Origin of the sequence: Candidatus Nitrosacidococcus tergens, assembly GCF_902810445.1 — a bacterium.
Classification (GTDB): Bacteria; Pseudomonadota; Gammaproteobacteria; order Nitrosococcales; family Nitrosococcaceae; genus Nitrosacidococcus; species Nitrosacidococcus tergens.
In genome coordinates, this window is record NZ_LR778175.1 from 552,791 (window position 1) to 578,452 (window position 25,662).

Here is a 25,662-nt window from a genome sequence, read left to right on the forward strand (position 1 = left end):
CTACTATTTAAATAAATTTAATCTTTTTTACTGCCATGATAAACTGTTGCATATCTTGAATAGTAATTGCACCCATGGTAGCTACTCGAAAAATCTTAGTATTTAACTTCCCTTGACCTGCATAAATAATAAATCCACGTTTTTTTAATTGATCATGTAAGGATTGGTACGCAAGGGTTTCTGGAAGATGATAGGAATGCAGTACACAGGAAGAATCTTTGCGAGAAAGCAGGGGTTTAATGCCAAGTTGCTTAAATTCTTGCTCTACAAGATTACCTAGTTGCCGATAGTGACTTCTTCTAGCATGCCAACCACCTAAATCCGTAAACTCTTGTAAAGCTTCGTGTAGAACATAAAAAGACTGAACCGCAGGGGTAAAAGGCGTACCTCGCTGATCTTGTTCCTGACAATAGGAGGCTAAATCTAAATAAAAGCTCCGTTTCAGGGGAGTTTCAGGAAAGCTATCTCGTCGTACTATCACAAAGGCAGCACCCGGAGCACCGTGGAGACACTTATTCGCCGTAGCAGCAAGCCCACTGATTCCCCAATGATCAAAAGAGATCAACTCTGCACCAAAGCTGCTTACTCCATCAACTAAAAGCTGAACTCCTATTTGCTGACAAATTCTACCAATTGTTTCTAAAGAATTGAGCCGTCCTGTTGTAGTTTCATGATGAATAACTGCTACATGGGTAATTTTAGGATCTTTTTTCAGAGTTTGTTCTAATTGATCAAAGTTAATTTCTTCTCCCCAGCTATGGGATAAAGTAATATGTTTTATTTTATGAATTTTAGCAATTTTAGTAATTCGCTCACCATAAATTCCATTTTCAATAATCAATAATTTTCCTTGGGTAGGAACAAGACTACTGATCATTGCCTCTACAGCAGCAGTGCCTGAACCACTTAGCAATACTGCTGCCCACTTTTCAGGATTAAGCTTATAAGCTGCTAGTAACTGTTTTTTGATTTCATCTTGAAGATCAAAAAATTCAGATTCTCGATGGCATAAATCAGGGCCTAAAAAAGCTTTTCTTACTCGATGACTTAAATTAACAGGACCTGGATTAAGTAAAATCATAAATATTTATTTACATTTTGAAATGTAGGTCATTAATCGCCTAGTAGTTTCCTCTGGACTAAGTTTAGGGCGGGGAAGGTGATCCACTGTACCAGAGTGTATTTTAATTTGAGCAAACTTAGGACCTTTAGTTGTCTTATGGGCAAATAGTTGATCCAATAGGGTAACCTCATTTCCTGATAAAGCTATTTCATAACCACAACTGCTTGCTATATTGGCAAAGGAGAAGTTACCTGATATGGTTGCTTGAGATCCAGTAGAGTCATGTACTTCATTGTCTAGTAATATATGGGTAAAATTTGGTTGTCCATATGTACCTACAGTAGCAAAGTTTCCCATCCGCATTAGAGCAGCACCATCTCCATCAATGACAATAACTTGTAAATCTGGGCGAGTAAGGGAAATACCTAGCCCTAGAGAAGAAGCACATCCCATGGAACCTACCATATATAGCTGATTCTCTCTGTCTTCTAGGGCGAATAATTCACGCCCAGTATAACCAGTGGTAGCAATCACTACACTGTTCTCTTTAGGCATTTGCGTATGAAGATGGCTAAGTATTTCATTTCGGGAATGAACTGGAGCAGCTAAAGGAAAATTTATGGGTGCTGCTTTATTTAATATTCGATGAGGAATACCACCACCACTTGCTCCATAGGGGGCAATAGAGTCTTTGCATACTACTAAAGCATAGGGGCGTCTTTGTTCTTTTATATAATAAGTAGCACGCTCAAGTGTAGGTTGAATTTGTGGGATTTCTTGAGGAAAATACTCCCAAGGAATCTTCATTGACTCTAATAAAGAGCCAGTAATTCTGCCCATTAACTCATGCTGGGGCTCATCTTTAAGATCAGGGTCTCCTCTTAGGGTAACAATTAATAAAATGGGAATACAAAATGTATGATTAAGAGAAGTTAGCGGATTAATTGCATTGCCTAGGCCAGAGTTTTGCATCATTGCTACTGCAGGTTGTCCTGCTAGATAAGCTCCTGATGCTATTGCTACGGCATCCCCTTCATTTGTTGCAGAAATATAGTTTATATCATCTCGAGCAATTACATGATTAATAAAGGGAGTTAAAAACGAGCAGGGTACTCCTGCATAGGAATAGTAACCAAACTTTTGTGCCCGATCGATAAATTCATGTGCTTCTATCATGGAAATATATTTCCTTTAATTACTGATAACCATGGGCAAAATCTCCAGCCCGTGCTAAATCCTCAATATTATTGATATCTAGCCAATGCCCGTTAATATATAACACTCGAATAGGGAAACCTTTATCGATTAAATAATTTAATAAATCTGGAATAGTAAGCTGTAAAAAATCTTCCCGTTTTACTAATTCATCAAGTGCACTTAATACCCAATTTCGTCCTTCATCTACTACCCGCATCATTCCAACCCAATACCCATTAGGTTTGATGTTTGCTTTGCTACTATTTTGATAAGTTTCAATTCTAGTTAAATACACTTCTTGGCTAAATAGAGAGCGATCATCTGACTTTGAGCAAAACGCAATATCTTTAATGTGATATTTTTGTGAGCTTGGAAACATGGAATCTACCACAGTGATAATTTTTCCGGACATATGACATAAATCCCGTAGAATATAGCTACGAAAGAGTAAATCTCCATAAGTAATTATAGTGTCATTAGAAAGCGACTTAAGCGCACAGTGAAGAGAGTAGAGCTCATTGCTATGGGTATAGGTGTCATTATGTACTAAAGAAATTCCTTTTACGGTAATGGATTCTGGCTTGTAACCAGTTACTACGGTAATATTGTTGATCTGTTGGTGCTTAAATTTATCTACTAAGCGCCGTAATAAAGAAATACCTGCAATAGGTAGCATAACCTTTGGATATTCACTTGTGACTGCTTCTAATCCCTCTCCTTGACTAGCAGCTAGTACAATTGCATTGATTTCATTAGACGATTTGCAATAGCGTTTCTCTGCAGTAAGTAATTCATCAGCACCTTGTAAGCGGAAAATTTCACTTACTGAAGCAACTTGATCCTCGATATTAACTAAGGTTTCAGTTTTATGAATTTCCTTAGCTATTTTAGCCATAGAAGCAGCCGCTGCCCTAATAAGGTGGTTAGCCCAAATAACAATACTGATATTTGCAGTGCGAAATACTTCTGTTGGTGTACTATAGTACTTAGTAGGTATGATAATTAAGGGAGCACGATTAGCCCATTCATTAACAAATGCTAAAATTTCATCTGCTTGAGATAGCTTACTATGGATTAAAATACCATCGGCACCTGCTCGATGATAGGCTTCTGCACGGTGCAGTGCTTCATCTAGCCCCCAACCAGCAATAAGGGCTTCTACCCGTGCAATAATAGAAAAATCTGGGTGATACTGGGAATCTTTGCCTGCTTTAATTTTTCCACAAAATTCATCGATATTAGCTAAGGGTTGTCTCTCTCCGCCAATAAAACTATTGGTTTTAGGGAAAATCTTATCTTCAATACACACGCCAGCAATTTCTCTTTGTTCTAGTTTTTTTACTAGCCGTCGTAAATTATTAAAATTTCCATAACCCGTATCTCCATCCAAAAGAATAGGAATTTGAGTGGCATCAGACATAAATTCTAGTATGTCTACTACCTGAGTCCAACTTGCTTCATTATTGTCCCTTACCCCAAATTGGGTAGAAAGGGCAAGCCCACTTGCCCAAATTCCTTTGAAGCCAGCCTCCTCTACAATACGTGCACTTAACCCATTGTGGGCTTCTAGTAAAAATTCTGTTTGGTGAGAATTTAATAAAGTTCTTAACCGGGTAAATTTCGAAGCTTGAGGAGTTGGAATAGGTAGTAAAGTATCCATAAAATCTTTACACTATTTTTTAACTAGCTTTAGGTGTGGGTTGGATATGAGGAAAGATAATCTGTTGTGCACGAGTAATATCTGCTGGAAAATCAATCTCTATCCATGGTAAGCCTGTAATATCCTCAATCCCAAAACATCGAGGATTAGCTAACAATATATCTCTTATAGCCTCTTCATGAGGCGTATCATAATATTTGTGATCTATGTAATATTGGCAGCGATCTGCTAGTTGAGAAGCTATTTCTGCTGAAAAACGAAAAAAACCTACAGATTCACCGACAAGATCATAGGGAATATTTTTTGAAATATTTTTTCTAAACTCTATAGGAACTCCATGACGAAGGCATACCTTTACTGGCTCTCCATCATTAATATCAACCTGGCGATCTAGTAAAAGGCAATTATCATGAAGCGATTGCAATAATCGTTGGCAAATTTGATAATCGTAGAGTACATCTGCATCCATTAAAAGAATATCTTCTTTTAAGCGGAGATATTCTCGTAATGTCCATAGAGTGACTACGCTACCTTGATTGAAATTAGGATTATATTCAATATTAAATTGAATATGAGAAGAATAATTACCTAATACTTTCTTGATTTTATCGGCTTGATACCCTAGACCAAAAGTAATCTTTTGAATACCTAGGTATTCAAGAATAGATAAGTGCCGCACAAGTAAACTAGCTGATTCGTGGATTTTTAATAAACACTTGGGTTGATCAATATAACCTGCAAGCCGTTTGCCCCGACCAGCCGCCAAAATAATCGCACGCACTATTCAAAAAGCAGCACTAGTTAAACTGCTAAAAGGGTAGGACCTATACAAGCAACTACTGCTTTTAGTGTAGTACGTGCTGCATGGAAATGGGTTGCAAGCTGCCATAGTTTTAGAATATCTTTAGGACGCTTAAGTAGATTTGCTAATAAAGCAAGCTTATGAATATTCCCCTCTATATTTACCGTACTTAATATGGAGCTAGGAAGGGCCATATGCGCAGGATCAACTACCGATCGAATTACTAAAAATGGAATACTCGCCTTAGTTGCAACACGAGCAATAGAAGCACTTTCCATATCTGTGGCAACACACTGGGTTTGCTGATAGATAAGATTTTTTGTCTCAGGACAACCAAGAGTAATCTCTGTATGGTAAAGTGCATCAATAGAAAAGGTTAGCAGAGGATCTAAGCGGTCTATGATGCGTTGCCGCCATTTATGATCCGAGTGGTAGATCTCATCTTCAGTGACTCGTATTTGTTTAGGTAGTAATAGTGTCCCAGATTTTATATGGGGTGCCAAACCACCTGCTACTCCCCAGCTAATTAGAGCTTTAGCTCCTGCTGCTACCAGAGATTCGGCAGCTAATTGGGCACGCTTAGATCCTATACCAGAGAGTTGTAAATATAAAGATTCAGATAAACGAATACTTCCTTTAGGATAAAGATTTTTACTAGTAAGACAACGCCCTTCCGAAGGAAGGGCAGCAATGATTCCTGTATTAATAGAAGCAGTGGATAATATCTCAGTTTCTATTGGATCATGATTTAAACTAGAAGCAACTAGCATAGATTATTAATATAATTTCGGTATTTCGCTAAGGCCCAAAGTGGGAAAAATTTATCATAGCCGTGATATCTAAGGTAAAAAACCCGAGGAAATCCTGGTGCATTAAATGCCAAGTGATTCCAAGAGTTTTTATTTTGGTTAGCGAGCAAGTATTCAACACCCCGTTTTACTGTAGTACTACCTCCTTCACCTACAGCAATTAACCCAAGCAGTGCCCATGCGGTGTGGATAGGGGTACTCTCTTTATATGTTCCTGCAATAGATGAGTCATAGTAAGAATAATTATCCTCGCCCCAGCCTCCATCTGAACGTTGAACTTCTTGAAGCCAATGAACTGCTTTGCGAATAAATTCCTCTTTTGGATTAATCCCTACTTGTTCTAAGGCAGTTAATACCGACCAAGTCCCATAAATATAATTTGTTCCCCACCGTCCAAACCAGGATCCATTCGCTTCTTGTTCATCACGTATATAAGAAAGGGCACGTTTTAGTGATTCTGAATCTTCAGATCGTTTCAGCCGTCCCATTAAAGCAACACATCGAGCACTTACATCCACTGTAGGGGGATCAAGCAAGGCGCCATGATCTGCAAAGGGAATCTCATTTAAATAGTAATGCATATTATTAGTTTCAAATGAAGCAAATCCACCATTGCTTGATTGCATTCCTCGCAGCCAATTGCAAGCAAGGGTAATCGATTCCCCATATCGATCAGAATTACCAGCTTGATCCATAGCCCAAGCAACTACGGAAGTATCATCTAAGTCTGGATAGTAAGCATTGTTATATTGAAAAGCCCAACCACCACTCTTAAGGTTTGGATGTATTTCCTGCCAATCTGCTGGATGCTCTAAAATCTGTTTTGTTTTTAACCAATCAAGAGCATGAATTACTTGGTTTGTGGTTTTTCCATTTTCCACCTCTTGAAGTGCTAAAGCAGCCAATCCTGTATCCCAAACAGGAGACACACAAGGCTGACAATAAGCTGATTTACCATAATCTACAATGAGATTTTGCAAGGCTTTTTTGGCCATATTTCTTACAGGGTGATCTGGAGGATAGTCTAATAATATTAAAGACTCATGGGCGTTAACCATTGCTGGGAAAATGGCCCCTAATCCGTCAATACCATTGATACGTTCAACAAACCAGTTTTCTGCTTTTTTAAGAGCCTTTTTCCGTATAAATGATGGAATAATCGGTTCTATCAGTCGAACCACACGCTCTACATAGAGTAGTATTTTATTTGCCTGAGATCGCACTGGAAAATAATTGCGTTCCTTTTCAGGAGGTACGGTAAAAAGCTCTTGAATATCTACCTTATTAAGATTTTTTGCCTCAGCTTTTAAGCTATAGAGAATAGCCAAAGGCACCATTACAGTTCTTGACCAATAGGCTACTTTCGTTAAATGGAAAGGAAACCAGCGAGGGAAAAGCATGATTTCCACAGGTACAAGGGGGACCGCTCGCCAAGGAATTTGCTTAAACATAGCTAAAGTAAGGCGAGTAAACGCATTAGATCGAGCTGCTCCACCACGGACTAAAATAGCTTCTCTAGCCCGTACCATATGGGGTTCATTAATATCATCCCCTGCGAATTTTAGAGCGTAGTACACTTTTACTGAACAGCTAATATCTAGATCGCCATCATAAAATAAGGGCCAGCCACCATGATCAGCTTGCTTCTCACGCAAATAAACTGCTAATTTACGCTCTAACTCTGGTTCTAGCTCACCAGTAAAGTGAGTCCAAATAATATATTCAGCTGGAATGGTACAATCTGCCTCCAGCTCAAAACACCAGTGACCATCCTTACGCTGTTGCTTCAATAAATAATCTCTAGCACGGGATATGGCACTATCTAATTTGTGATCTGGTTGTGTTTCGGTGGGTTCTATAATAGTCTTTTCAATCGCATGAGCCATGATAGTTCAATCCTTATCCGTTTAATTCCTTAAGTTTATTTATATGTTAATAGTTTATTTACCGTAACTAATATGAGAGGTTTCTAAGGGGGAAAGAGGTATACCTTTAGCAGCAAGGTTAAATAAAAATTTAAGCACTCTATCATGATTTGCTGCAAGGTTAGTTAAAAAAATTGTTATTTTTACACTACGGCGTGAAATTTTAACCTGATTTCCGCTAGAAAAATCCTGATGGTGATGTAGCTTACGTAAAGTTAAAATAGCAAATCCAATTGCCCAAAGACAAAAACGGCGAATACCTACTTCTTTAGCTGGAATAAGCAAAGTATAATCTAAAGCATTTCGCAAATGGGTATGGGCGATGCTAATCAAATACTGAAATCCCTCTCCAAAAGTAGGGGAATACTGATTTGGCGTTAAATCCTCTAAATTAAAATGTGCTTTTTTAAATACACTACGAGGCAACCAACATACACCCCGTTCTCTGTCGTCCCAAATATCTTTTAAGATATTGGTCATTTGCAATCCTTGCCCAAAAGAGAGCGTAAGTTTACGTAGTCCATCACAGTTTTCATGAACTTCTGGAGAATAGTCGCAAAATAATTCTGTGAGCATTTCACCTACTACGCCAGCAACGAAATAACAGTATTTATCCATTGCTGTCATATCCTCTAATCCTTTTAAGCTAGCTGATCTTTGAAATCTAGGCATTCCATCGCACATAATACGAACACATCGCTCTAGAGCAGCACGCTGAGGTGGCGTAAAACTATGAGTTACTCGAATAACTCGAGAGGTATTCTGAATGAGTTCTCGTTCAGCGGGAAGCATTTGATCAGATAAAAGAGGATAGAGATCTTCGGCAAAAGATTGCGCAGATTTATCTCCTTTGACTACTTGAGTAAATACTTTAGAGAATGTATTTTTTTGCTCTAAGCTTAAGGTAGGTTCATCTTCAATAGTATCTGCAATTCGGCATAATAAATAACCATTTGCAACAACTTCTCTTAGTTTATCTGGTAGCTGGGGAATTGTAAGTGCAAAGGTGCGGGAAACATCCACAAGGATTTTATCTTGATACACTTTGTCTTCAATAACAGCATCCATAATCTCTAACTTTTAAAATTTAAAACAATAAAAACAATGCAGATTATAATCTTGTATACAATTGCAGCTTATTCTACATGAAGCATCATAAATGAAGTACTTATTTTTATGCCTATTTTATAGAAAATACTTTATAAATCCATTATAAAAATGGTAGTAGTATTCTACTATTAAAGGAGATTTTAAAAGTAAATTCATAATAATTTAATAGGATTTTAATAAAAATCCATCTTTTTTAAAATAATTATTGTGTTTTTTTTCCTAGTTCTAGTTCCGATAATAATGTTTAGTGGTTGTACCACTACAGTCAATGAAACTCTACCCTCCAGAACAGCAACAGAAGAATTACTTATTTCTACTGCAGTAGATCACAGCGTAGTAGATTTAAATTTCAATATTCCAGAAAGAGCCAAAATTTGGCTCGATACCAATGCCTTACCGATATATAAAGATAGTGGTAAGAATCAAGATATTTTATATGCTATCAGTGCAATTAAAGCTCAGCTCCTTAAACAAGGTGGGCGATTGGCTAAAGATGAAAAAGAAGCTGACTTGATCATGGAAGCAAGGGTAGGTGCACTTTCCATCGATAAAATTGAGCGACTTATAGGTATCCCTAGCTTTTCTGTTCCTGTACCTTTATCAGGCACATTTAAAACTCCAGAAATTGCCTTTTTTAAAAAAGAGAATATGCGAGGAATAGCTAAATTGGCATTTTTTATCTATGATGCTAAGACTGGGGAGTTACGCAATTTCTCAGTACCTATTTATGGAGATTCTTATTATATCCATGTGCATACCCCAATCCACAATTGGTTTAAAAACGATTTGATACCTACCGTACACGAGATGGAGTCTAGTAAAAATTAATTTCTTCCTAAAAACTAAATGAGTAATTTTATTGAACCTCACTTATAAGGTAATGCTCTAAATTTTTTATTTTTTAAATAGAGAGGTTTTGATAAGTGTTCTTCATTATTATTTTAGCTAGTTTGCTAACCAATATAATTCCAGTAGCCCAGGCTCACGTTTTTTTGCAGTCTGCTCCTTCTGCTCCAGTAGGTAATTATTATAAAACAGTTTTAGGAGTACCCCATGGTTGCGAAGGATCTGATACCGTAAAATTAAAAGTACGTATTCCTGAAGGAGTACTTACGGTAAAGCCTCAGCCTAAAGCTGGCTGGCAGTTAGATATTATCCAAGGAAAATATGACCATCCACAAAGTTTATTTGGTACTCAAATAGATAGCGGGGTAAAGGAAATTGACTGGACTGGGAAACTCTCTGATGCACATTATGAGGAATTTGCTTTTGTAGGTTATCTCTCATCTTCGTTAAAGCCAGATCAAACTTTATATTTTCTTTCAGTTCAAGAATGTGTGAAAGGAGCATCCCGTTGGATTGATACATCAGGTAAATTAGGTGTAGAACAGAATGAAGGTGGAGATTATCCCGCACCTGGTCTTAGGCTAACTGCACCTGTCAATACAAAATGAGAAATCTCCTTTTTATATTTACAAGCTGTCTGTTTTTTTGGGGACAGACAGTTTGGGGACATGCTGCATTAGTATCAACACTGCCTGAATCGGGAGCAATTCTAGATGCTTCTCCCAAAACTGTTACTCTCATTTTTAATGAGCCTGTAGGGATAACCAAAATGCAATTGATCGATCCTAAAGAGAGGCAAATAAACCTAGATTCTTATACTAATAGAAATGAGCAGATCCATATCTCTATACCGGATATGGATTTAAAAGGTACTTATTTATTAAGCTGGCGCATTGTCTCTGCTGATGGGCATCCTGTGGGAGGTATATTAGATTATTCTATAGGTACCCCTAGTGTAATGGTTACAGATCCTTCAGCAAATATATCTATAAGAAATGTAGCAATTTGGTTAAGTAAATGGCTAGGCTATTTATGTTTATTTGTAGTGAGTGGTGCTATCTTATTTCGTGTGCTAGCTCCTAAAACCAAGTTGTCTTGGGTTTTTCCCTTTGCACTGCTAGGTATAATCACGCTACCTATTGATTTAGGACTACAAGGATTAGATTTACAAGATTCTTCTTGGGCAACCCTTGCTGATTCTACTACTTGGGTTACTGCATTTTCTACAGGTCATTATGCTTGGATGCTGGGCTTAATGGCAGTTGTTTTTTTGGTGGGTCTTAGTACACTAAATTTTCATAAATTTTCTATGATCATAGCAATAATTGGGGGAGGGATCTCTGGTCTAGCATTTTCCGTAAGTGGTCATGCTAGTACCGCACCACCTCAATGGCTCGCTCGTCCTTTAGTAACTCTGCATATCATCACTGCTATCTTTTGGGTAGGTTTATTTATCCCTTTGGTTCGACTATTGCCCTCTTATCGTAATCCATTCCCAACCCTGATAGGGTTAACACCTTTAGCCAGCTTTTCTCGATGGATTACCCCAGTTGTTATTGTCTTAGTGATCAGCGGCTTAGGACTAAGTTATTTACAGGTAGATCGGTTAGACAGCTTATGGCGGACAGAATATGGCGAAATCTTGATAGCTAAGCTGATTTTAGTTGCTCTTTTACTTATTTTAGCTTCTTTAAACCGTTGGTGTTATACAGAACCAGCACTTTCTGGATCTACTAAAGCACAAAAACATTTAAAATACTCTATCAGCTTAGAAATAATCTTGGCAATATTAGTATTAGGTGTAGTATCTTTATGGCGATTTACTCCGCCACCTCGTAGCCTAAACACTTCATCTGCTACTAAAACAATAGTGTTTCATTTACAAAATAGCCAAATACATGCCGAAATTAAAGAACAGAGAGATTCTCTAGGTACTTGGGAAATTGCTATAGCTACTCATAATGGGCAAATTTTTTCAGCCCAAGAAGTTACTCTTATTATTACTAATCCATTCACCCCTGAAATTGAGCCTTTACGCCGCCAAGCACATCAAGTCGGCGATTTATGGCTTGCTCATCTTCCAGTATTACCTATTACTGAGTATTGGAAAGTGCAATTAAAAATTTTAATTGATGACTTTGATCAAGTAATCTTAAAAAATTAACCTTTAATCCTTGTCAAAACCGCTCTAATTCAGGAAAGAGGAGAGAATTGCGATGAACATGAGTTGCTCCAAATTCAGCACAGCGATGTAGGGTTGGAATCCCTTTGCCAGGATTAAGTAAATTATTAGGATCAAAAGCTGATTTTATTTCATGGAATTGTTTAAGCTCTTCAGTACCAAATTGAATACACATTTGATTAATTTTCTCAATCCCTACTCCATGCTCACCGGTAATTGTGCCTCCAACAGCAACGCAAAGCTCTAAAATTTTAGCCCCTAGCTGTTCTGCTCTCTCAAGCTCTCTGGGTTTACTTCCATCATAAAGAATCAAAGGGTGTAAATTACCATCTCCAGCGTGAAATACATTAGCGATGAGTAATTTAAATTTCTCTGAAAGCTTGTTAATTTGTATTAATACTTCAGCAAGTTTTTTTCGTGGAATAGTCCCATCCATACAGTAATAATCTGGAGAGATCCGACCTACTGCAGGAAAGGCTGCTTTACGCCCCTTCCATAGCTTTAACTGCTCTTGTTTATTTTCTGCAGTACGTATCTCTATAGCACCCACAGAAGATAATAAAGTTTTAACTTGCTCAAGTTGATAGATGACTTCTGTAGCATTTCCATCTAGCTCACATAGCAAAATTGCTGCAGCGTCTCTAGGATAGCCTGCTTGAATAAAATCTTCTGCTGCCTGAATTGCTAATCTATCCATCATTTCTAATCCTGCAGGAATGATTCCCGCACTTAGAATAGCACTGACTGCATTACTTGCTTTTTCTACTTTACTAAAAGCAGCGAGTAATAATTGGGTTTGCTCAGGAATAGGGAGTAATTTTACGGTGACTTCAATAATTATTCCAAGCAATCCTTCTGACCCTGTCATCAATGATATTAAGTCATAACCAGGGTAATCTAAGGTAGTGCCCCCTAAAGAAATAAGTTCACCAGTCATGGTAAGGATTTTTAATGCTAGAACATTATGAACAGTTAATCCGTATTTTAAGCAGTGTACTCCACCGGAATTTTCTGCAACATTACCTCCAATAGTGCAAGCGATTTGAGAAGATGGATCGGGTGCGTAATAAAGCCCATGAGGTGCTACCGCCTCAGAAATAGCAAGGTTACGTACTCCAGGTTGTGCTCGAGCTGTTCGATTAAGGGGGTCAATGGCTAAAATACGATTAAACTTAGCAAGGCTAATAAGAACCCCATTACTTAGGGGTAAAGATCCTCCAGAGAGTCCTGTTCCTGCTCCTCGAGGCACAATAGGAATATTATTTGCGTTGCAAATCTGAAGAAGTTTTTGGATTTGAGCAATCGTTTCTGGTATTACTACTAGCCAAGGAAGATTTCGATACGCAGAGAGTCCATCACATTCATAAGGAGAGATATCTTCTTCTTTATGGAGAATTCCATTTTTAGGCAAAAAAGCACTAAGCTTTTTAATAAATTCTTTCTTATTAAGAGAATGGTTAGGGATTTCTGAAGTAAACAATCTTTAACCTCTAAATAAAAATAAATAGTATCTATAATGTACTCTATGATAGAGGAATCCAGAAATACACATATAATAAATGTGCTTCAGCAACTAGCAGAAGGGAGGAATACTTTACCTTATTGTTCTAAGGAAATTTATTCTATTCTAGTAGATTTAGAGTTAGATACCTACGCTTTGTGGGGAAAGAATTTAGATAAATCAAATAAGCGTATCTACCATAACATACAAGAAAAAAGTAGGTTACTACGTTTAAACAGTACTATTTTAGCAAAGCACGACCAACTACAAATACCACCGCTAGAAACCCTATGGCAGGTCTACTTACCTATAGCCATATGGATCATAGAGCAACAAGGAGAGTTAGGGAAAAAACCTTTAGTATTAGGGCTAAGTGGTGCTCAAGGATCAGGAAAATCTACCTTGAGTAGGTTATTGGAATTTATTTTGACTACCTATTTTCATCAAAAAGTGGCTACTTTATCATTGGATGATTTCTATTTCTCCCATGCTAAGAGACAACAGCTAGCTCAGAGAGTTCATCCTTTATTTGTGACTCGGGGTGTGCCTGGTACCCATGATACAATGCTCGCAATAAAGATACTACAATCCTTAAAATCAGCAAATGCAGATTCGATTACTCAGTTTCCTAAATTTGATAAAAAGTTAGATGATAGGCTACCTGATACAGAGGGCATTATTTTTCAAGGGCAACCTGATATTATAATTTTTGAAGGATGGTGTGTAGGCACTCTCCCAATGCTTGAACAACAACTGACAAAGCCTATAAACCAATTAGAATCTGAAGAAGATAAGGATGGAGTATGGCGACATTATATTAATCAAGCATTATATTATGACTATGCTCAGTTATTTTCTCTTTTAGACAAGCTAGTTTTTATAAAAATTTCTTCTTTTCAGACTGTGTATAAGCAACGATTGGAACAGGAACAAAATCTCATTCGGTTAAATCAGCAAGAGTATTTAGGAAATCATACTTCAGAAATAAGAATTATGGACAAAGTGGCGATAAAACGATTTATCGCTCATTTTCAAAGAATAACAGAGCATATGTTAATAGAAGTACCTTCTTATGCTGATATGGTATTAGAGATTAGTGATCAGAGAGAATTTTTAAAAATACAGGCTAAAAATTAGCAACACTTATACTATAAACATCTAGGAGCCTATTAATGCCTATTTCTTCTTTTCATCCACCTACTCGAATTTTATTGGGCCCAGGCCCATCTGATGTAAGCCCTCGAATTTTAGAAGCTATGTCTCGTCCTACCATTGGTCATTTAGATCCATTTTTCGTTGCCATGATGGATGAAATGAAATCTTTACTACAATATACCTTTCAAACCCAAAACGATCTCACTTTTTCGGTTTCCGCTCCCGGTAGTGCAGGGATGGAAACTTGCTTTGTTAACTTATTAGAACCAGGAGATAAAGCCATTGTTTGCCAAAACGGGGTGTTTGGTGGTCGGATGAAAGAAAATGTAGAACGATGCGGTGCTACCCCAATTATGATACAGGATTCTTGGGGAAAACCTGTAGATCCAAATAAGCTCGAAGAAACCCTTAAGATACACCCAGATACAAAAGTGGTTGCTTTTGTCCATGCAGAAACTTCTACAGGTGCTCAATCAGATGTAAAAACTTTAGTAGAGATTGCTCACCGCTATGGTTGTCTTACTATTGTAGATACGGTGACTTCCTTAGGAGGTAGTCCAGTAAAAGTAGACGAATGGAAAATTGATGCCATTTATTCAGGTAGCCAAAAATGTCTTTCCTGCACTCCTGGGCTTTCTCCAGTAAGTTTTAGTCCACGGGCAGTAGAAAAAATAAAAACTCGAAAAACAAAAGCTCAGAGTTGGTTTTTAGATTTAGGGTTAGTGAGCAGTTACTGGGGTGGGATAGGTAAGCGAGCCTATCATCATACTGCACCGATTAACGCTCTTTATGGTTTACATGAAGCTCTAGTGATTTTACAAGAGGAAGGAATTGAGCAATCTTGGGCAAGGCACGATCGCAACCATCAAATACTTAAAGTAGGTCTTGAAGCTATGGGATTATCCTTTATTGTTGATCAACCTTATCGTCTTCCTCAGCTCAATGCAATTAAAATTCCTGAAGGTATTGAAGATGCCACAGTACGTACTCAGCTATTACAACAATATGGGATAGAAATAGGAGCTGGACTAGGAGATATGGCAGGCAAAATATGGCGTGTTGGCTTAATGGGGCATAGTGCTAATTTACGTAACGTCTTAATCTTCCTAGGCGCGTTGGAAAAGATTCTAAGCGACTTAGGTGCCAAAATAGAAGTGGGAGCAGCAACTAAAGCAGCTTCTTTAAAAGCAGCAGCATAATAAAAGCTACTCAGAGGTTAGAGGTGGAAGTTATTAATCATAATAAGGAAATATCTAACACCTCTATTTCTTCTCCTCCATTTGAAATAAGCTATGAGAATCTTGCCGATATTAAAGATATCCTTAGTGAGCAAAATATACTATGTGCTATAAGATTCGGTGATTATTTAACTAGTATAGATGATCCTAGAGTAATTACTGTTAATTTACCTGAACTACAAGTATCACAATTATCTACAGTTGAGGTTTGGCGCACTACTCAAAAATTTGAAACGGGATACGATAAAGAAAGGGGGATTTGGTATAGTCGAACCGATTCTATATTATTCGGTTATCTTCAAATTGAAGAGGATAATATCTCAAGTTTAAATGAAATTACTTATCGTATCTATCGCTCTATCATTGAGTGCCAACAAAATTTAAATTATCCATATTTGTTAAGAACATGGAATTATTTACCTCATATTCATAATGAGGAGGAAGGCTTAGAGCGGTATCGGGCTTTTTGCTTGGGTCGCCATCGAATTTTAGAAACCCTTCCAAACTTTGAGCGTTTTTTAGTCGCTGCTACAGCAATGGGTACGAGCACAGGAAAAATTCTTGTTTATTTCCTTGCAACGACTAGTCCTGGAGAACGAGTAGAAAATCCCCGCCAAGTTAGTGCTTTTCGATATCCATTTTATTATGCTCCCCGCAGTCCTTCCTTTTCTCGGGCTACATTAAAAAAATGGCACTCTGAAATTCACTTTTATATTTCGGGTACAGCTAGTATCATTGGTCACGAAACTAAGCATATTGGAAAGCCACTGACCCAATTAGAAGAAACTTTAAACAATTTGGCTGCACTGATAAAAAATGCTAATCAGTCTCATCAGTTACGGATTAAGAATCTACAAGAGCTTAGCTTATTAAAAATTTATATTCGGCAAGGCATAGAGGTAGGTCCTATTGCTCAATATTTAAAAGAAACTCTTAGAAATACAGTACCTACAATTTTTCTTCAAGGAGATATTTGCCGAGAAGAATTATTAGTAGAAATTGAAGCATTTTACCGAGAGCAGATAAAAATTAGTGAATTAACTTACTAGTAAAAGCTCTAAAGTTCGAATGTAGATTTGAGACAGTTGATCTAGCTCTGCAATGGCTACATGTTCATCAATTTGATGGATACTTTTATTTACTGGTCCTAACTCTATTACCTGTGTACCAGTGGGAGCAATAAATCGCCCATCTGAGGTACCACCACTAGTTGAGAGTTTCGTTTCAATACCCGTGATTTCCTTAATTGCTTTTACGACTGCTATTGCTAAAGTTGCGTTTTCTTGAGTTCGGAATGGTAGGCCAGAGAGATGCCAATTAATAGTATATTTTAAGCGATGGCGGGAAAGAATATCAGCGACTCGATATTTTAATTCACTATCTGTAACCTCTGTAGAATAACGAAAGTTAAATAGCACTTCTAGATCCCCTGGAATTACATTAGTTGCCCCTGTACCACTGCGAATATTTGAAATTTGAAAACTGGTAGGAGGAAAATCCTCATTTCCCTCATCCCATCGAGTGTTACATAGTTCTAATAATGCTTCTGCAAAGCTATGAATAGGATTATCAGCTAATTGAGGATAGGCAATATGCCCTTGAATACCATGAACAAGTAAGGTTCCGTTGAGAGATCCTCTACGACCATTTTTGATTTGATCACCCACTTGCTCAAGACTACTGGGTTCACCCACTAAACAAAAATCTATTTTTTCTCCTCGCTTTTGTAATACTTCTATTACCTTAGCAGTACCATCTACTGCAATTCCTTCTTCATCGCTAGTAATGAGTAAAGCAATAGAGCCTTGATAATCAGGGTGAATAGAAATAAATTGCTCACAGGCAGTTACCATAGCAGCGAGACCACCTTTCATATCTGCTGCTCCACGTCCATAAAGAATTCCATCTTTAATGGTTGGGGTAAAAGGATCGTTCGTCCATTTTTCTTTAGGTCCAGTAGGTACTACATCTGTATGACCTGCAAATACAAATAGAGGAGAGCTTTTACCTCGGCGAATCCAAAGATTTTGTACTTCCCCAAAAGGCATATATTCAGCATGAAAGCCTATTTTCTCGAGATGATCAACCAATATCTTCTGGCACCCTGCATCATCTGAGGTAATTGAAGGACAAGCAATTAGTTCTTTAGTAAGTGCTAAAGTAGCAGACATAATTGAATGATGTTATTTAAATATCACGGAGTAATTCATTAATCCCCACTTTACTGCGGGTCTTTTCATCTACTTGCTTTACAATTACAGCACAGTAAAGACTATAGGTACTATCTTTAGAGGGAAGGTTACCAGAAACTACTACAGAGCCTGCGGGAATTCGTCCATAGCTTATTTCACCAGTTGCTCTATTTAGAATTTTTGTACTTTGACCAATGAATACACCCATGGAAATAACCGATCCTTTCTCTACAATAACTCCTTCTACTACTTCAGATCGGGCACCAATAAAACAATCATCTTCAATAATCGTAGGGTAAGCCTGTAAAGGTTCTAATACGCCACCGATGCCCACCCCTCCAGAGAGATGAACATTCTTTCCAATTTGAGCACAAGACCCTACGGTTGCCCAAGTATCCACCATAGTACCTTCATCCACATAAGCACCAATATTTACATAGGAAGGCATTAGTACCACACTAGGAGCGATAAACGCACCTTTACGTACTGTAGCTGGTGGAACGACCCTTATATTATCTTTTTGAAAATCATTCAAGGTATATTGTTCGTATTTTGGAGGTACTTTGTCAAAATAATGAGTAAATCCCCCTTGAATAAGGGAGTTATCAGAAAGCCTAAAAGAAAGTAATACTGCTTTTTTAAGCCATTTGTTGACTTGCCATCTTCCTTCTTTCTTTTCTGCTACTCGGGCTTGGCCTGTATTTAAGAGCTGTAGTGCTTCTGATACTGCTCTTCTAATCTTAGCTTCTCCATTATGGGGATTAATTTCAGATCTGTGTTCAAAAGCCTCTTCAATAACAGCTTGAATGTTACTCATAAGTCTATATTATTCCAGTATATTTTAAATTTTTATCTAAATTTATTCTTGAGTTTTTGGGATCCTGTAAAATCTTGAGCAAATTGCCAAGCAGTACGTCCGCTTCTTGATCCTCTTGCCAATGCCCATTGCAAAGCCGCCTTATCTGCCTCTTCCCATAGTTCTGGGCCTATTTCATGATACTGAAGCCAAGTATGTATAATATCAAGATAGCCTTGCTGATTTATGGGATAAAAAGATAACCATAGCCCAAATCGATCAGAGAGAGCAATTTTTTCCTCTACTGCCTCTCCATGGTGAATTTCATTATTTATTAGTTGTGTTTGTTGGTTTTCTAATTCATATTCAGGGAGTAAGTGGCGACGATTGGAAGTGGCATAAACTAATACATTTTTTGGAGCAGTACTTATAGAACCATCTAAAACAACTTTCAAAGATTTATAGCCAGGATCATCTGCTTCAAATGAGAGATCATCACAGAACAATATAAAATACTCAGGACGTTGTATCACCTGAGCAATAATATCAGGTAAATGAATTAATTCGTGTTTATCTACTTCAATTAGCCTTAGACCTTGATAAGCAAACTTATTGAGAATAGCTTTAACTAAGGAAGATTTTCCTGTACCTCGAGAACCCCATAAAAGTACATTATTTGCTGGTAACCCTGAAATAAACTGGCGAGTATTTTGGATTAACCGCTGCTTTTGGGAATCTACTCCGCACAAATGTTTTAGCTGAATAGAATGGGTATTTGAAATAGGTTCCAAATAACCTGAATGACTTAAGTGGGTGGATCGCCAGCGAAAAGCAATGAATGATTCCCAATCAAGAACTCTATCTTGGGGAAAAAAACGACATTCAATACGGCTAATTAAATCTAATGCTCTATCAATTAGTTGTTGAGTAGTTAAAGACATCGGTATTTTATAGATACTACTGTTTATAGTTATAAATAATTAAACAATCAGTAAATAAATTAATAATTACTATAGGCAAATAACTGGCTTTAATCAATTTACCACTTGAAAGTAACCATTATATTAAGTATTATATTTAAACTTGTGATGCGGGGTGGAGCAGTCTGGCAGCTCGTCGGGCTCATAACCCGAAGGTCGTAGGTTCAAATCCTGCCCCCGCTACCACATTATGTATGTTAATTATATAATATAGTATTTAGAATAGGGCCGCTGGCCCTTTTTTTGTTTTAAATGATTAAGTATGTGGGATAGGGAAAGTATTTATACTGTAATAATGCCAACTATTACTACCTTAGGCTATGAGCTAGTAGGTATAGAATGCCATGTCAATCATAGAAATTCCCTCTTACGTGTATATATTGATTCAGATTTAGGAATTACAGTAGATGACTGTGAAAATGTAAGTCATCAAGTGGGTGCTTTACTAGAGATAGAAAAGCCAAATATGGGATCTTACACTCTAGAGGTATCTTCTCCTGGGCTTGATCGACCTCTTTTCACTAAAGCACACTATGTTCGATTTATCGCAAATGACATTTCAATTATGCTCTATGAGGCTTTAGATGGACAAAAAAAATTAAAGGGCTTACTAAAGGCTGTTCTTGAAGATGAAATTGTAATTGTAGTCACTGGGAAAGATTTCCAAATTCCATTGTCGAATATAAGAAAAGCGCGTTTAGTACCAAAGATAAATTAAGTTGGCTTAGGGTTAATAATGAACAAAGAAATACTAATGGTAGTAGACGCTGTTTCTCATGAGAAAGGCGTAGATAAAGAGGTAATTTTTCAAGCCCTAGAAGCGGCTCTTGTAATGGCAACCCGAAAGCGCTATTCAGAAGATATTGCAGTACGCGTTGTTATTGATCGGATAACAGGCGAGTATGAATCTTTTAGAGTATGGGAAGTGGTTGAAAATGAAGAGAGTATAGAATTTCCACACCGGCAGGTATCTTTCAGCAAGGCACAAGATCAATCACCCAATACTAAGTTAGGCGAATTTATAGAAGATCCTATAGGATCTATAGAATTTGGTCGTATTGCAGCTCAAACTGCAAAACAGGTTATTGTTCAAAAAATTAGAGAAGCAGAGCAGGCTCAAATTTTTGAAATCTATAGAAACCAAATAGGTAAAATGATAGTAGGGGTAGTAAAACGTACTACTCAGGGCAATATTATTTTAGATTTTGGAGATAATACTGAAGGTATTATTCTACGAGAAGAAATGATTCCTCGTGAAACCGTGCGCCATGGAGATAGATTACGATGCTATCTCAAAGATGTACGTGGAGAAGGAAGAGGTCCACAATTAATAGTAAGCCGTGTTGCTCCAGAACTTTTGATAGAGTTATTTAAGTTAGAGGTGCCAGAAATTAGCGAAAATAGAATAGAAATTAAAGGTGCTGCAAGAGATCCCGGAGTTCGAGCTAAAATTGCAGTGAAAACCAATGAATCTCGCATTGATCCGATAGGAGCATGTGTAGGAATGCGAGGATCTCGAGTACAGGCGATTTCAAATGAATTAGCAGGAGAGCGGATAGATATTGTGTTATGGGATGAAGATCCTACCCGTTTTGTGATTAATGTGATGGCACCTGCAGAAATTAGCTCTATTGTTGTAGATGAAGAAAATCATAGTATGGATATTGCTGTAGCTGAGGAAAATTTATCTCAAGCGATTGGTCGAAGTGGGCAAAATATTCGTTTAGCTACTCAACTTACTGGTTGGTCATTAAAAGTAATGACAGAGCAGGAAGCAGGTGAAATCGGAGAGGCAGAAAATGAGGCACTACAAAAACTATTTACTGATCAACTTAATGTAGAGAAAGAAATAGCAGCTATTTTAGTACATGAAGGATTTTCTAGTATTGAAGAGATCGCTTATGTACCAGAGCAAGAGCTACTAGCTATTGATGAATTTGATCAAGAAATTGTTAAGGATCTAAGAGGGCGTGCTAGAGATGTGCTTCTTAGTCATTCTATGAATGGTGAGGAATCTCAAACCTTACAACCAAACCAAGATCTCTTAACATTAGAGGGTATTGATAAAGTATTAGCTGATAAATTTGCAATGGTAGGCATTTTCACGAGGGATGATTTAGCTGAACAAGCAGTAGATGATCTTATTGAAATCGAAGGGGTCGATAGGGAACAAGCCGCTCGTTTAATTATGGCAGCTAGAGAAGCTTGGTTTGCTAATGAGTAGTAGCAAAAAGCTTAAGAAGTAAAAGGTGAAACATGAGTGATGTAACGACGGTACAACAATTAGCTAGTGCTATGGGTACACCTATCAACCATTTATTAGAGCAGCTATATAAAGCTGGTATTAAAGTAGATGGAGGAAATAGCCCGATAACTGAGTCTCAAAAATCACAGTTATTACTATATCTAAAACAAGAAAGAAGTGTAGGCACAGAACTCAAAGTTCCTAAGAAGATTACACTAAAACGTCGAAGTTATAGTGAAATCCAAGTTAGTAACAGCGGTGGTCGTTCTAAGCGTGTTAATATTGAGATACGTAAAAAGCGTACTTATATTAAACGAAGTGTTATCCTTGAGCAAGAACAAGAGCGTCTTGCAGAGGCAAAAACAGAGCGTCAAGAGCGTTATCGTGAAGAGAATAGTACCGTTGTTAACAATCCTCAAGAACCCCAAGAGAATAGCATTAAGCCAATAGATACTCAGGTAGTTCAAGATTCACCTCAAGAAGAAACTAAGCTAACTGCTAGAGCAGATCAAGTGGAGGCATCTAAATCTATTGAAGAATTAGAGCAAGTCAATGAACCTAAAGAGCAAGAATTGGCTGAAAATTTAGGTATTGAAAAGTCGGATTCTCAAGATAATAAATCTTTATCTACTTCTGCTTTAGATGATTCTGTTTCAAATTCAAAAAATAAGGTAAGCAAAAAAAATAAACCTGATAAAGATAGCCCTCGGGAATCTAATGATACGGATAAAGAAAATAAGAAGGAAAAACATAGTTATAAAGAGCAATCTCTAAATTCTGATAAGTTTATTGGAAAAAATAAGAAAAACCGCCCTAAAAAAGCTGCACTCACCATAAAACATGGTTTTGAAAAACCAAGTACTCCAATAATACGAGAGGTTGTCATCCCGCAGACAATTACTGCTGCTGAGCTTGCACAGAAAATGGCAGTAAAAGCTGCTGAAGTAGTAAAACATCTCATGCGTTTAGGGATTATGGCAACAATTAATCAAGCACTAGATCGGGATACAGCTGTAATCCTAGTGGAAGATATGGGTCATAAACCTAAACTTTTAGAAGAGAATATATTGGAGCTCACACTTAACGAGCAACAGTTCATACAAGGCATTAAAAAAGTACGCGCCCCTGTTGTAACGGTAATGGGGCATGTAGATCATGGAAAAACATCATTACTCGATTGCATCCGTCGATCTAAAGTAGTTTCTGGCGAATCAGGAGGTATTACCCAACATATCGGAGCCTATAAAGTACATTCGAAAAAAGGGGATATTACCTTTATTGATACTCCAGGTCATGCTGCATTCACTGCTATGCGTGCTAGAGGAGCAAAAGTTACTGATATTGTAGTACTAGTTGTTGCTGCAGATGACGGAGTAATGCCTCAAACTATTGAAGCTATCCAACACGCAAGAGCAGCAGAAGCCCCTATTGTAGTTGCAATCAATAAAATTGATAAGCCAGAATCTGATCCTGATAGAGTAAAACAAGGGCTAGCAAATCATGATGTAATCAGCGAAGAATGGGGAGGGGATATTCAATTTGTACCGGTTTCTGCTAAAACAGGTATAGGGATAGATAATCTTATTGAATCCATTTTACTTCAGGCTGAAATGATGGAGCTTAGGGCCTCTTCAGAAGGGACTGCAAAGGGAGTAATTATCGAATCTCGTCTTGATAAGGGGAAAGGACCTGTAGCAACTATTTTGGTACAAAGCGGTACTCTTCGTAAAGGGGACATACTCTTAACCGGTATAGAAACCGGTAGAGTTCGGGCTATGTTAACTGAATCTGGACTTGAAATAGAGGAAGCTATCCCTTCTACGCCTGTGGAAATTATAGGTTTATCAGGTACCCCAAATGCAGGAGATGAAGCTATTGTTGTCCCTGATGAAAGAAAGGCAAGAGAAATCGCTGAGTTTCGCCAGAGCAAAGAGCGAGAAAACAAACTAGCTCGCCAACATCCAGCGAAACTTGAAAATATGTTTAATGAGGTTAATGTTGGAGAAACTCAAGTGCTTCACCTTATTATTAAAGCAGATGTACAGGGATCAGCAGAGGCGCTCTCTGATTCTCTAGCTCAATTATCTACAGATAAAGCTAGAGTTAAAGTAATTACTGCTGGGGTAGGTGGCATTAACGAAACAGATGTAAATCTAGCAGTTGCAGCCAATGCAATTATCATTGGTTTTAATGTCCGTGCAGATACATCAGCACGTCGTGCTATCGCAGAGAAAGGAGTAGATCTTCATTACTATAGCATTATTTATAATGCTATTGACGAGGTCAAAAAAGCACTCACGGGTATGTTAGAGCCAGAGTACCAAGAAAGTATCATCGGTCTTGCTCGAGTAGATGATGTATTTCGCTCACCTAAATTTGGGGCTATTGCAGGATCCCTAGTGATTGAAGGTGTTATTCGCCGAAATAACCCAATTAGAGTACTAAGAGATAATATCGTTATTTTTGAGGGGCAATTGGAGTCTTTACGTCGATTTAAAGAGGACGTACAGGAAGTACGAGCTGGTACTGAATGCGGTATCGGAGTGAAAGATTATAGAGATGTGAAAGTAGGGGATCAAATAGAGGTATACGAAAAAATAAAAGTAGATCCTACGCTATAAAAATGAATCAGAATTTCCCACGTACACGTCGCATCAATGAATTGCTAAAGCGGGAATTAGCACTACTTATTCAAAAAAACATACAAGATCCTAGAATAAAGCTAGTTACTATCTCTTACGTGGATATTTCTCCAGATTTAAAACAAGCAAAAGTATATATTACCTCTATGGAACAAGATAAAGCGAGAATTAACTCCCAGTTAAATGCTTTAAATAAAGCGGGGGATTTTTTCAAAAAGAACTTGTACCAAAGAATTGATCTGCGTGTAGTACCAAACTTAAAGTTTTTATATGATAACTCCATTGAGCGTGGTAATTATCTACGCTCTTTAATTGATGAAGTGGTTAAAGAGAATCACCATTTACCATAAAATACATGGAAAAACAAAATCAGTTAAAGAGTCAAAATATTATCCATGGTATGGTTTTGTTAGATAAACCTATAGGGATTAGCTCTAACGCTGCTTTACAACAGGTAAAACGAGTTTATCAGGTACGTAAAGCAGGACATACAGGGAGTTTAGATCCGATGGCAAGTGGATTACTGCCTATTTGTTTAGGAGAGGCAACTAAACTTTCTCAATTTATCTTAGATGCAGATAAGCACTATTTAGTCCGTTGCCGTTTAGGAGTAACAACTACTACAGGTGATTCTGAAGGCGAGATAATAAAAACAACTCCAGTACAAACCTTTGATTGGAAGTTTGTTGAAAATATCTTAAAGAGGTTTATTGGAGCTCAAGAACAAATACCTCCCATGTACTCAGCAATTAAGTATCATGGTCAACCACTATATAAGTTAGCACGCCAAGGGCTTGAAATTAAAAGATCTCCTCGTAAAATTATCATTTATAATATAAAACTTACTGAAGTGACAGAAGCTTGTTTAAGTTTTGAAGTTTCCTGCTCTAAAGGAACTTATATTCGTACTTTAGTAGAAGATATTGGTCATGCTCTTGAATGTGGTGCACATACAACGATGCTTCGACGTATCCAAGTAGGTAATTTTAATGATTCTGACATAGTATCTCTTGATCAATTGAAAAATCTTGCTGAAACAAATAAAGATAAGTTAAATGCATTGGTTTTACCTCCAAGAGATATTCTTAGAAACTTTCCTGAAATTAGTATTATTCCCCATTTGGCCCATTGTCTTCGTCAAGGACAAACCGTACCTATTTCTCAATTGTTTTCTCAAGGATTGGTACGTTTAGTTGAAGATAATAAAGATTTTTTTGGAATAGGTAAGATTGTGAATCATAACCAAGTAGCCCCATATAGGCTATTATTTGTTTCTAATGGTTAGCATTTAGTTAAAGTAAGAATTAAGAAATAGGAAG

At 37.4% G+C, this 25,662-nt stretch carries 22 protein-coding genes and 1 tRNA gene; 12 read left to right on the forward strand and 11 right to left on the reverse strand.

What is annotated here, in order from left to right:
* Window positions 1–7 precede the first annotated feature (7 nt).
* From NSCAC_RS02765 to NSCAC_RS02795, 7 genes are read right to left on the reverse strand one after another with little or no spacing between them, the layout of a single operon-like run.
* Window positions 8–1,081 (reverse strand): 2-aminoethylphosphonate aminotransferase, encoded by a 1,074-nt coding sequence (locus NSCAC_RS02765; RefSeq protein WP_197744902.1) that lies wholly within the window; start codon window positions 1,079–1,081, stop codon window positions 8–10.
* 6 nt (window positions 1,082–1,087) lie between these two features.
* Window positions 1,088–2,239 (reverse strand): phosphonopyruvate decarboxylase, encoded by a 1,152-nt coding sequence (gene aepY, locus NSCAC_RS02770; RefSeq protein WP_197744903.1) that lies wholly within the window; start codon window positions 2,237–2,239, stop codon window positions 1,088–1,090.
* A gap of 19 nt (window positions 2,240–2,258) precedes the next feature.
* Entirely contained in the window at window positions 2,259–3,920 is a 1,662-nt protein-coding gene (gene aepX, locus NSCAC_RS02775) for a phosphoenolpyruvate mutase (RefSeq protein ID WP_197744904.1), read from the reverse strand.
* Between the two features lie 19 nt (window positions 3,921–3,939).
* Window positions 3,940–4,701 (reverse strand): phosphocholine cytidylyltransferase family protein, encoded by a 762-nt coding sequence (locus NSCAC_RS02780; protein ID WP_197744905.1) that lies wholly within the window; start codon window positions 4,699–4,701, stop codon window positions 3,940–3,942.
* Window positions 4,702–4,721: 20 nt separating this feature from the next.
* Entirely contained in the window at window positions 4,722–5,492 is a 771-nt protein-coding gene (locus NSCAC_RS02785) for a phosphorylase family protein (protein ID WP_197744906.1), read from the reverse strand.
* Window positions 5,486–7,417 carry a squalene--hopene cyclase gene (gene shc / locus NSCAC_RS02790; RefSeq protein ID WP_197744907.1) on the reverse strand — a complete coding sequence of 644 codons (1,932 nt, stop codon included), beginning with the start codon at window positions 7,415–7,417 and terminating at the stop codon, window positions 5,486–5,488. Before shc ends, NSCAC_RS02785 begins: the two co-directional genes overlap by 7 nt.
* A gap of 54 nt (window positions 7,418–7,471) precedes the next feature.
* Window positions 7,472–8,524: a phytoene/squalene synthase family protein gene (locus tag NSCAC_RS02795; RefSeq protein ID WP_197744908.1), complete on the reverse strand. Its 1,053-nt coding sequence runs from the start codon at window positions 8,522–8,524 to the stop codon at window positions 7,472–7,474.
* Window positions 8,525–8,806: 282 nt separating this feature from the next.
* On the opposite strand from NSCAC_RS02795, the gene NSCAC_RS02800 reads away from it, so the two are divergent.
* From NSCAC_RS02800 to NSCAC_RS02810, 3 genes are all read left to right on the forward strand, one after another.
* Window positions 8,807–9,394, forward strand: a complete 588-nt coding sequence (locus tag NSCAC_RS02800) for a DUF6655 family protein (RefSeq protein ID WP_197744909.1) — start codon at window positions 8,807–8,809, stop codon at window positions 9,392–9,394.
* 164 nt (window positions 9,395–9,558) lie between these two features.
* Window positions 9,559–10,020 carry a YcnI family copper-binding membrane protein gene (locus NSCAC_RS02805; RefSeq protein ID WP_197744910.1) on the forward strand — a complete coding sequence of 154 codons (462 nt, stop codon included), beginning with the start codon at window positions 9,559–9,561 and terminating at the stop codon, window positions 10,018–10,020.
* Entirely contained in the window at window positions 10,017–11,576 is a 1,560-nt protein-coding gene (locus tag NSCAC_RS02810; RefSeq protein WP_197744911.1) for a copper resistance CopC/CopD family protein, read from the forward strand. Before NSCAC_RS02805 ends, NSCAC_RS02810 begins: the two co-directional genes overlap by 4 nt.
* 13 nt (window positions 11,577–11,589) lie before the next feature.
* On the opposite strand, the gene NSCAC_RS02815 is transcribed toward NSCAC_RS02810, so the two are convergent.
* A complete protein-coding gene (locus NSCAC_RS02815) occupies window positions 11,590–13,074 on the reverse strand; it encodes an FAD-linked oxidase C-terminal domain-containing protein (RefSeq protein ID WP_197744912.1) in 1,485 nt (494 codons plus the stop codon).
* A gap of 81 nt (window positions 13,075–13,155) precedes the next feature.
* On the opposite strand from NSCAC_RS02815, the gene NSCAC_RS02820 reads away from it, so the two are divergent.
* The 3 genes from NSCAC_RS02820 to NSCAC_RS02830 are packed head-to-tail and all read left to right on the forward strand — an operon-like array spanning window position 13,156 to window position 16,537.
* Window positions 13,156–14,232, forward strand: a complete 1,077-nt coding sequence (locus NSCAC_RS02820; RefSeq protein ID WP_197744913.1) for a kinase — start codon at window positions 13,156–13,158, stop codon at window positions 14,230–14,232.
* A 35-nt stretch (window positions 14,233–14,267) separates the two neighbouring features.
* Window positions 14,268–15,449: a pyridoxal-phosphate-dependent aminotransferase family protein gene (locus NSCAC_RS02825; protein ID WP_197744914.1), complete on the forward strand. Its 1,182-nt coding sequence runs from the start codon at window positions 14,268–14,270 to the stop codon at window positions 15,447–15,449.
* Window positions 15,450–15,472: 23 nt separating this feature from the next.
* Window positions 15,473–16,537 (forward strand): chorismate transformation FkbO/Hyg5 family protein, encoded by a 1,065-nt coding sequence (locus tag NSCAC_RS02830; protein ID WP_232085976.1) that lies wholly within the window; start codon window positions 15,473–15,475, stop codon window positions 16,535–16,537.
* Here the strand turns inward: NSCAC_RS02830 and dapE are convergent.
* Genes dapE through NSCAC_RS02845 form a run of 3 tightly spaced genes read right to left on the reverse strand, consistent with a single transcriptional unit; the run spans window position 16,526 to window position 19,417 of the window.
* Window positions 16,526–17,659, reverse strand: coding sequence for a succinyl-diaminopimelate desuccinylase (gene dapE / locus NSCAC_RS02835; RefSeq protein WP_197744915.1), 1,134 nt, complete (start codon window positions 17,657–17,659; stop codon window positions 16,526–16,528). The two genes, NSCAC_RS02830 and dapE, sit on opposite strands and share 12 nt — an antisense overlap.
* 16 nt (window positions 17,660–17,675) lie before the next feature.
* Window positions 17,676–18,497 carry a 2,3,4,5-tetrahydropyridine-2,6-dicarboxylate N-succinyltransferase gene (dapD, locus tag NSCAC_RS02840; protein ID WP_197744916.1) on the reverse strand — a complete coding sequence of 274 codons (822 nt, stop codon included), beginning with the start codon at window positions 18,495–18,497 and terminating at the stop codon, window positions 17,676–17,678.
* Window positions 18,498–18,529: 32 nt separating this feature from the next.
* Window positions 18,530–19,417 (reverse strand): ATP-binding protein, encoded by an 888-nt coding sequence (locus NSCAC_RS02845; RefSeq protein ID WP_197744917.1) that lies wholly within the window; start codon window positions 19,415–19,417, stop codon window positions 18,530–18,532.
* 148 nt (window positions 19,418–19,565) lie between these two features.
* On the opposite strand from NSCAC_RS02845, the gene NSCAC_RS02850 reads away from it, so the two are divergent.
* From NSCAC_RS02850 to truB, 6 genes are all read left to right on the forward strand, one after another.
* Window positions 19,566–19,642: transfer RNA gene (locus tag NSCAC_RS02850), tRNA-Met, on the forward strand.
* 76 nt (window positions 19,643–19,718) lie between these two features.
* On the forward strand, window positions 19,719–20,174 hold the full coding sequence (gene rimP, locus NSCAC_RS02855) for a ribosome maturation factor RimP (protein ID WP_197744918.1): 456 nt from the start codon (window positions 19,719–19,721) through the stop codon (window positions 20,172–20,174).
* Between the two features lie 18 nt (window positions 20,175–20,192).
* Window positions 20,193–21,680: a transcription termination factor NusA gene (gene nusA, locus NSCAC_RS02860; protein ID WP_197744919.1), complete on the forward strand. Its 1,488-nt coding sequence runs from the start codon at window positions 20,193–20,195 to the stop codon at window positions 21,678–21,680.
* Window positions 21,681–21,712: 32 nt separating this feature from the next.
* Window positions 21,713–24,322, forward strand: coding sequence for a translation initiation factor IF-2 (gene infB / locus NSCAC_RS02865; RefSeq protein ID WP_197744920.1), 2,610 nt, complete (start codon window positions 21,713–21,715; stop codon window positions 24,320–24,322).
* 2 nt (window positions 24,323–24,324) lie between these two features.
* Window positions 24,325–24,693 carry a 30S ribosome-binding factor RbfA gene (gene rbfA, locus NSCAC_RS02870; RefSeq protein WP_197744921.1) on the forward strand — a complete coding sequence of 123 codons (369 nt, stop codon included), beginning with the start codon at window positions 24,325–24,327 and terminating at the stop codon, window positions 24,691–24,693.
* A gap of 5 nt (window positions 24,694–24,698) precedes the next feature.
* Window positions 24,699–25,628, forward strand: coding sequence for a tRNA pseudouridine(55) synthase TruB (gene truB / locus NSCAC_RS02875; protein WP_197744922.1), 930 nt, complete (start codon window positions 24,699–24,701; stop codon window positions 25,626–25,628).
* Window positions 25,629–25,662 lie beyond the last annotated feature (34 nt).

Coding starts and splice junctions, on each gene's coding strand:
- NSCAC_RS02765 (WP_197744902.1), bottom strand. CDS start 1,081: ATGATTTTACTTAATCCAGGTCCTGTTAATTTAAGTCATCGAGTAAGA.
- aepY (WP_197744903.1), bottom strand. CDS start 2,239: ATGATAGAAGCACATGAATTTATCGATCGGGCACAAAAGTTTGGTTAC.
- aepX (WP_197744904.1), bottom strand. CDS start 3,920: ATGGATACTTTACTACCTATTCCAACTCCTCAAGCTTCGAAATTTACC.
- NSCAC_RS02785 (WP_197744906.1), bottom strand. CDS start 5,492: ATGCTAGTTGCTTCTAGTTTAAATCATGATCCAATAGAAACTGAGATA.
- shc (WP_197744907.1), bottom strand. CDS start 7,417: ATGGCTCATGCGATTGAAAAGACTATTATAGAACCCACCGAAACACAA.
- NSCAC_RS02795 (WP_197744908.1), bottom strand. CDS start 8,524: ATGGATGCTGTTATTGAAGACAAAGTGTATCAAGATAAAATCCTTGTG.
- NSCAC_RS02800 (WP_197744909.1), top strand. CDS start 8,807: ATGTTTAGTGGTTGTACCACTACAGTCAATGAAACTCTACCCTCCAGA.
- NSCAC_RS02810 (WP_197744911.1), top strand. CDS start 10,017: ATGAGAAATCTCCTTTTTATATTTACAAGCTGTCTGTTTTTTTGGGGA.
- NSCAC_RS02825 (WP_197744914.1), top strand. CDS start 14,268: ATGCCTATTTCTTCTTTTCATCCACCTACTCGAATTTTATTGGGCCCA.
- dapE (WP_197744915.1), bottom strand. CDS start 17,659: ATGTCTGCTACTTTAGCACTTACTAAAGAACTAATTGCTTGTCCTTCA.
- dapD (WP_197744916.1), bottom strand. CDS start 18,497: ATGAGTAACATTCAAGCTGTTATTGAAGAGGCTTTTGAACACAGATCT.
- NSCAC_RS02845 (WP_197744917.1), bottom strand. CDS start 19,417: ATGTCTTTAACTACTCAACAACTAATTGATAGAGCATTAGATTTAATT.
- rimP (WP_197744918.1), top strand. CDS start 19,719: ATGTGGGATAGGGAAAGTATTTATACTGTAATAATGCCAACTATTACT.
- nusA (WP_197744919.1), top strand. CDS start 20,193: ATGAACAAAGAAATACTAATGGTAGTAGACGCTGTTTCTCATGAGAAA.
- infB (WP_197744920.1), top strand. CDS start 21,713: ATGAGTGATGTAACGACGGTACAACAATTAGCTAGTGCTATGGGTACA.
- rbfA (WP_197744921.1), top strand. CDS start 24,325: ATGAATCAGAATTTCCCACGTACACGTCGCATCAATGAATTGCTAAAG.
- truB (WP_197744922.1), top strand. CDS start 24,699: ATGGAAAAACAAAATCAGTTAAAGAGTCAAAATATTATCCATGGTATG.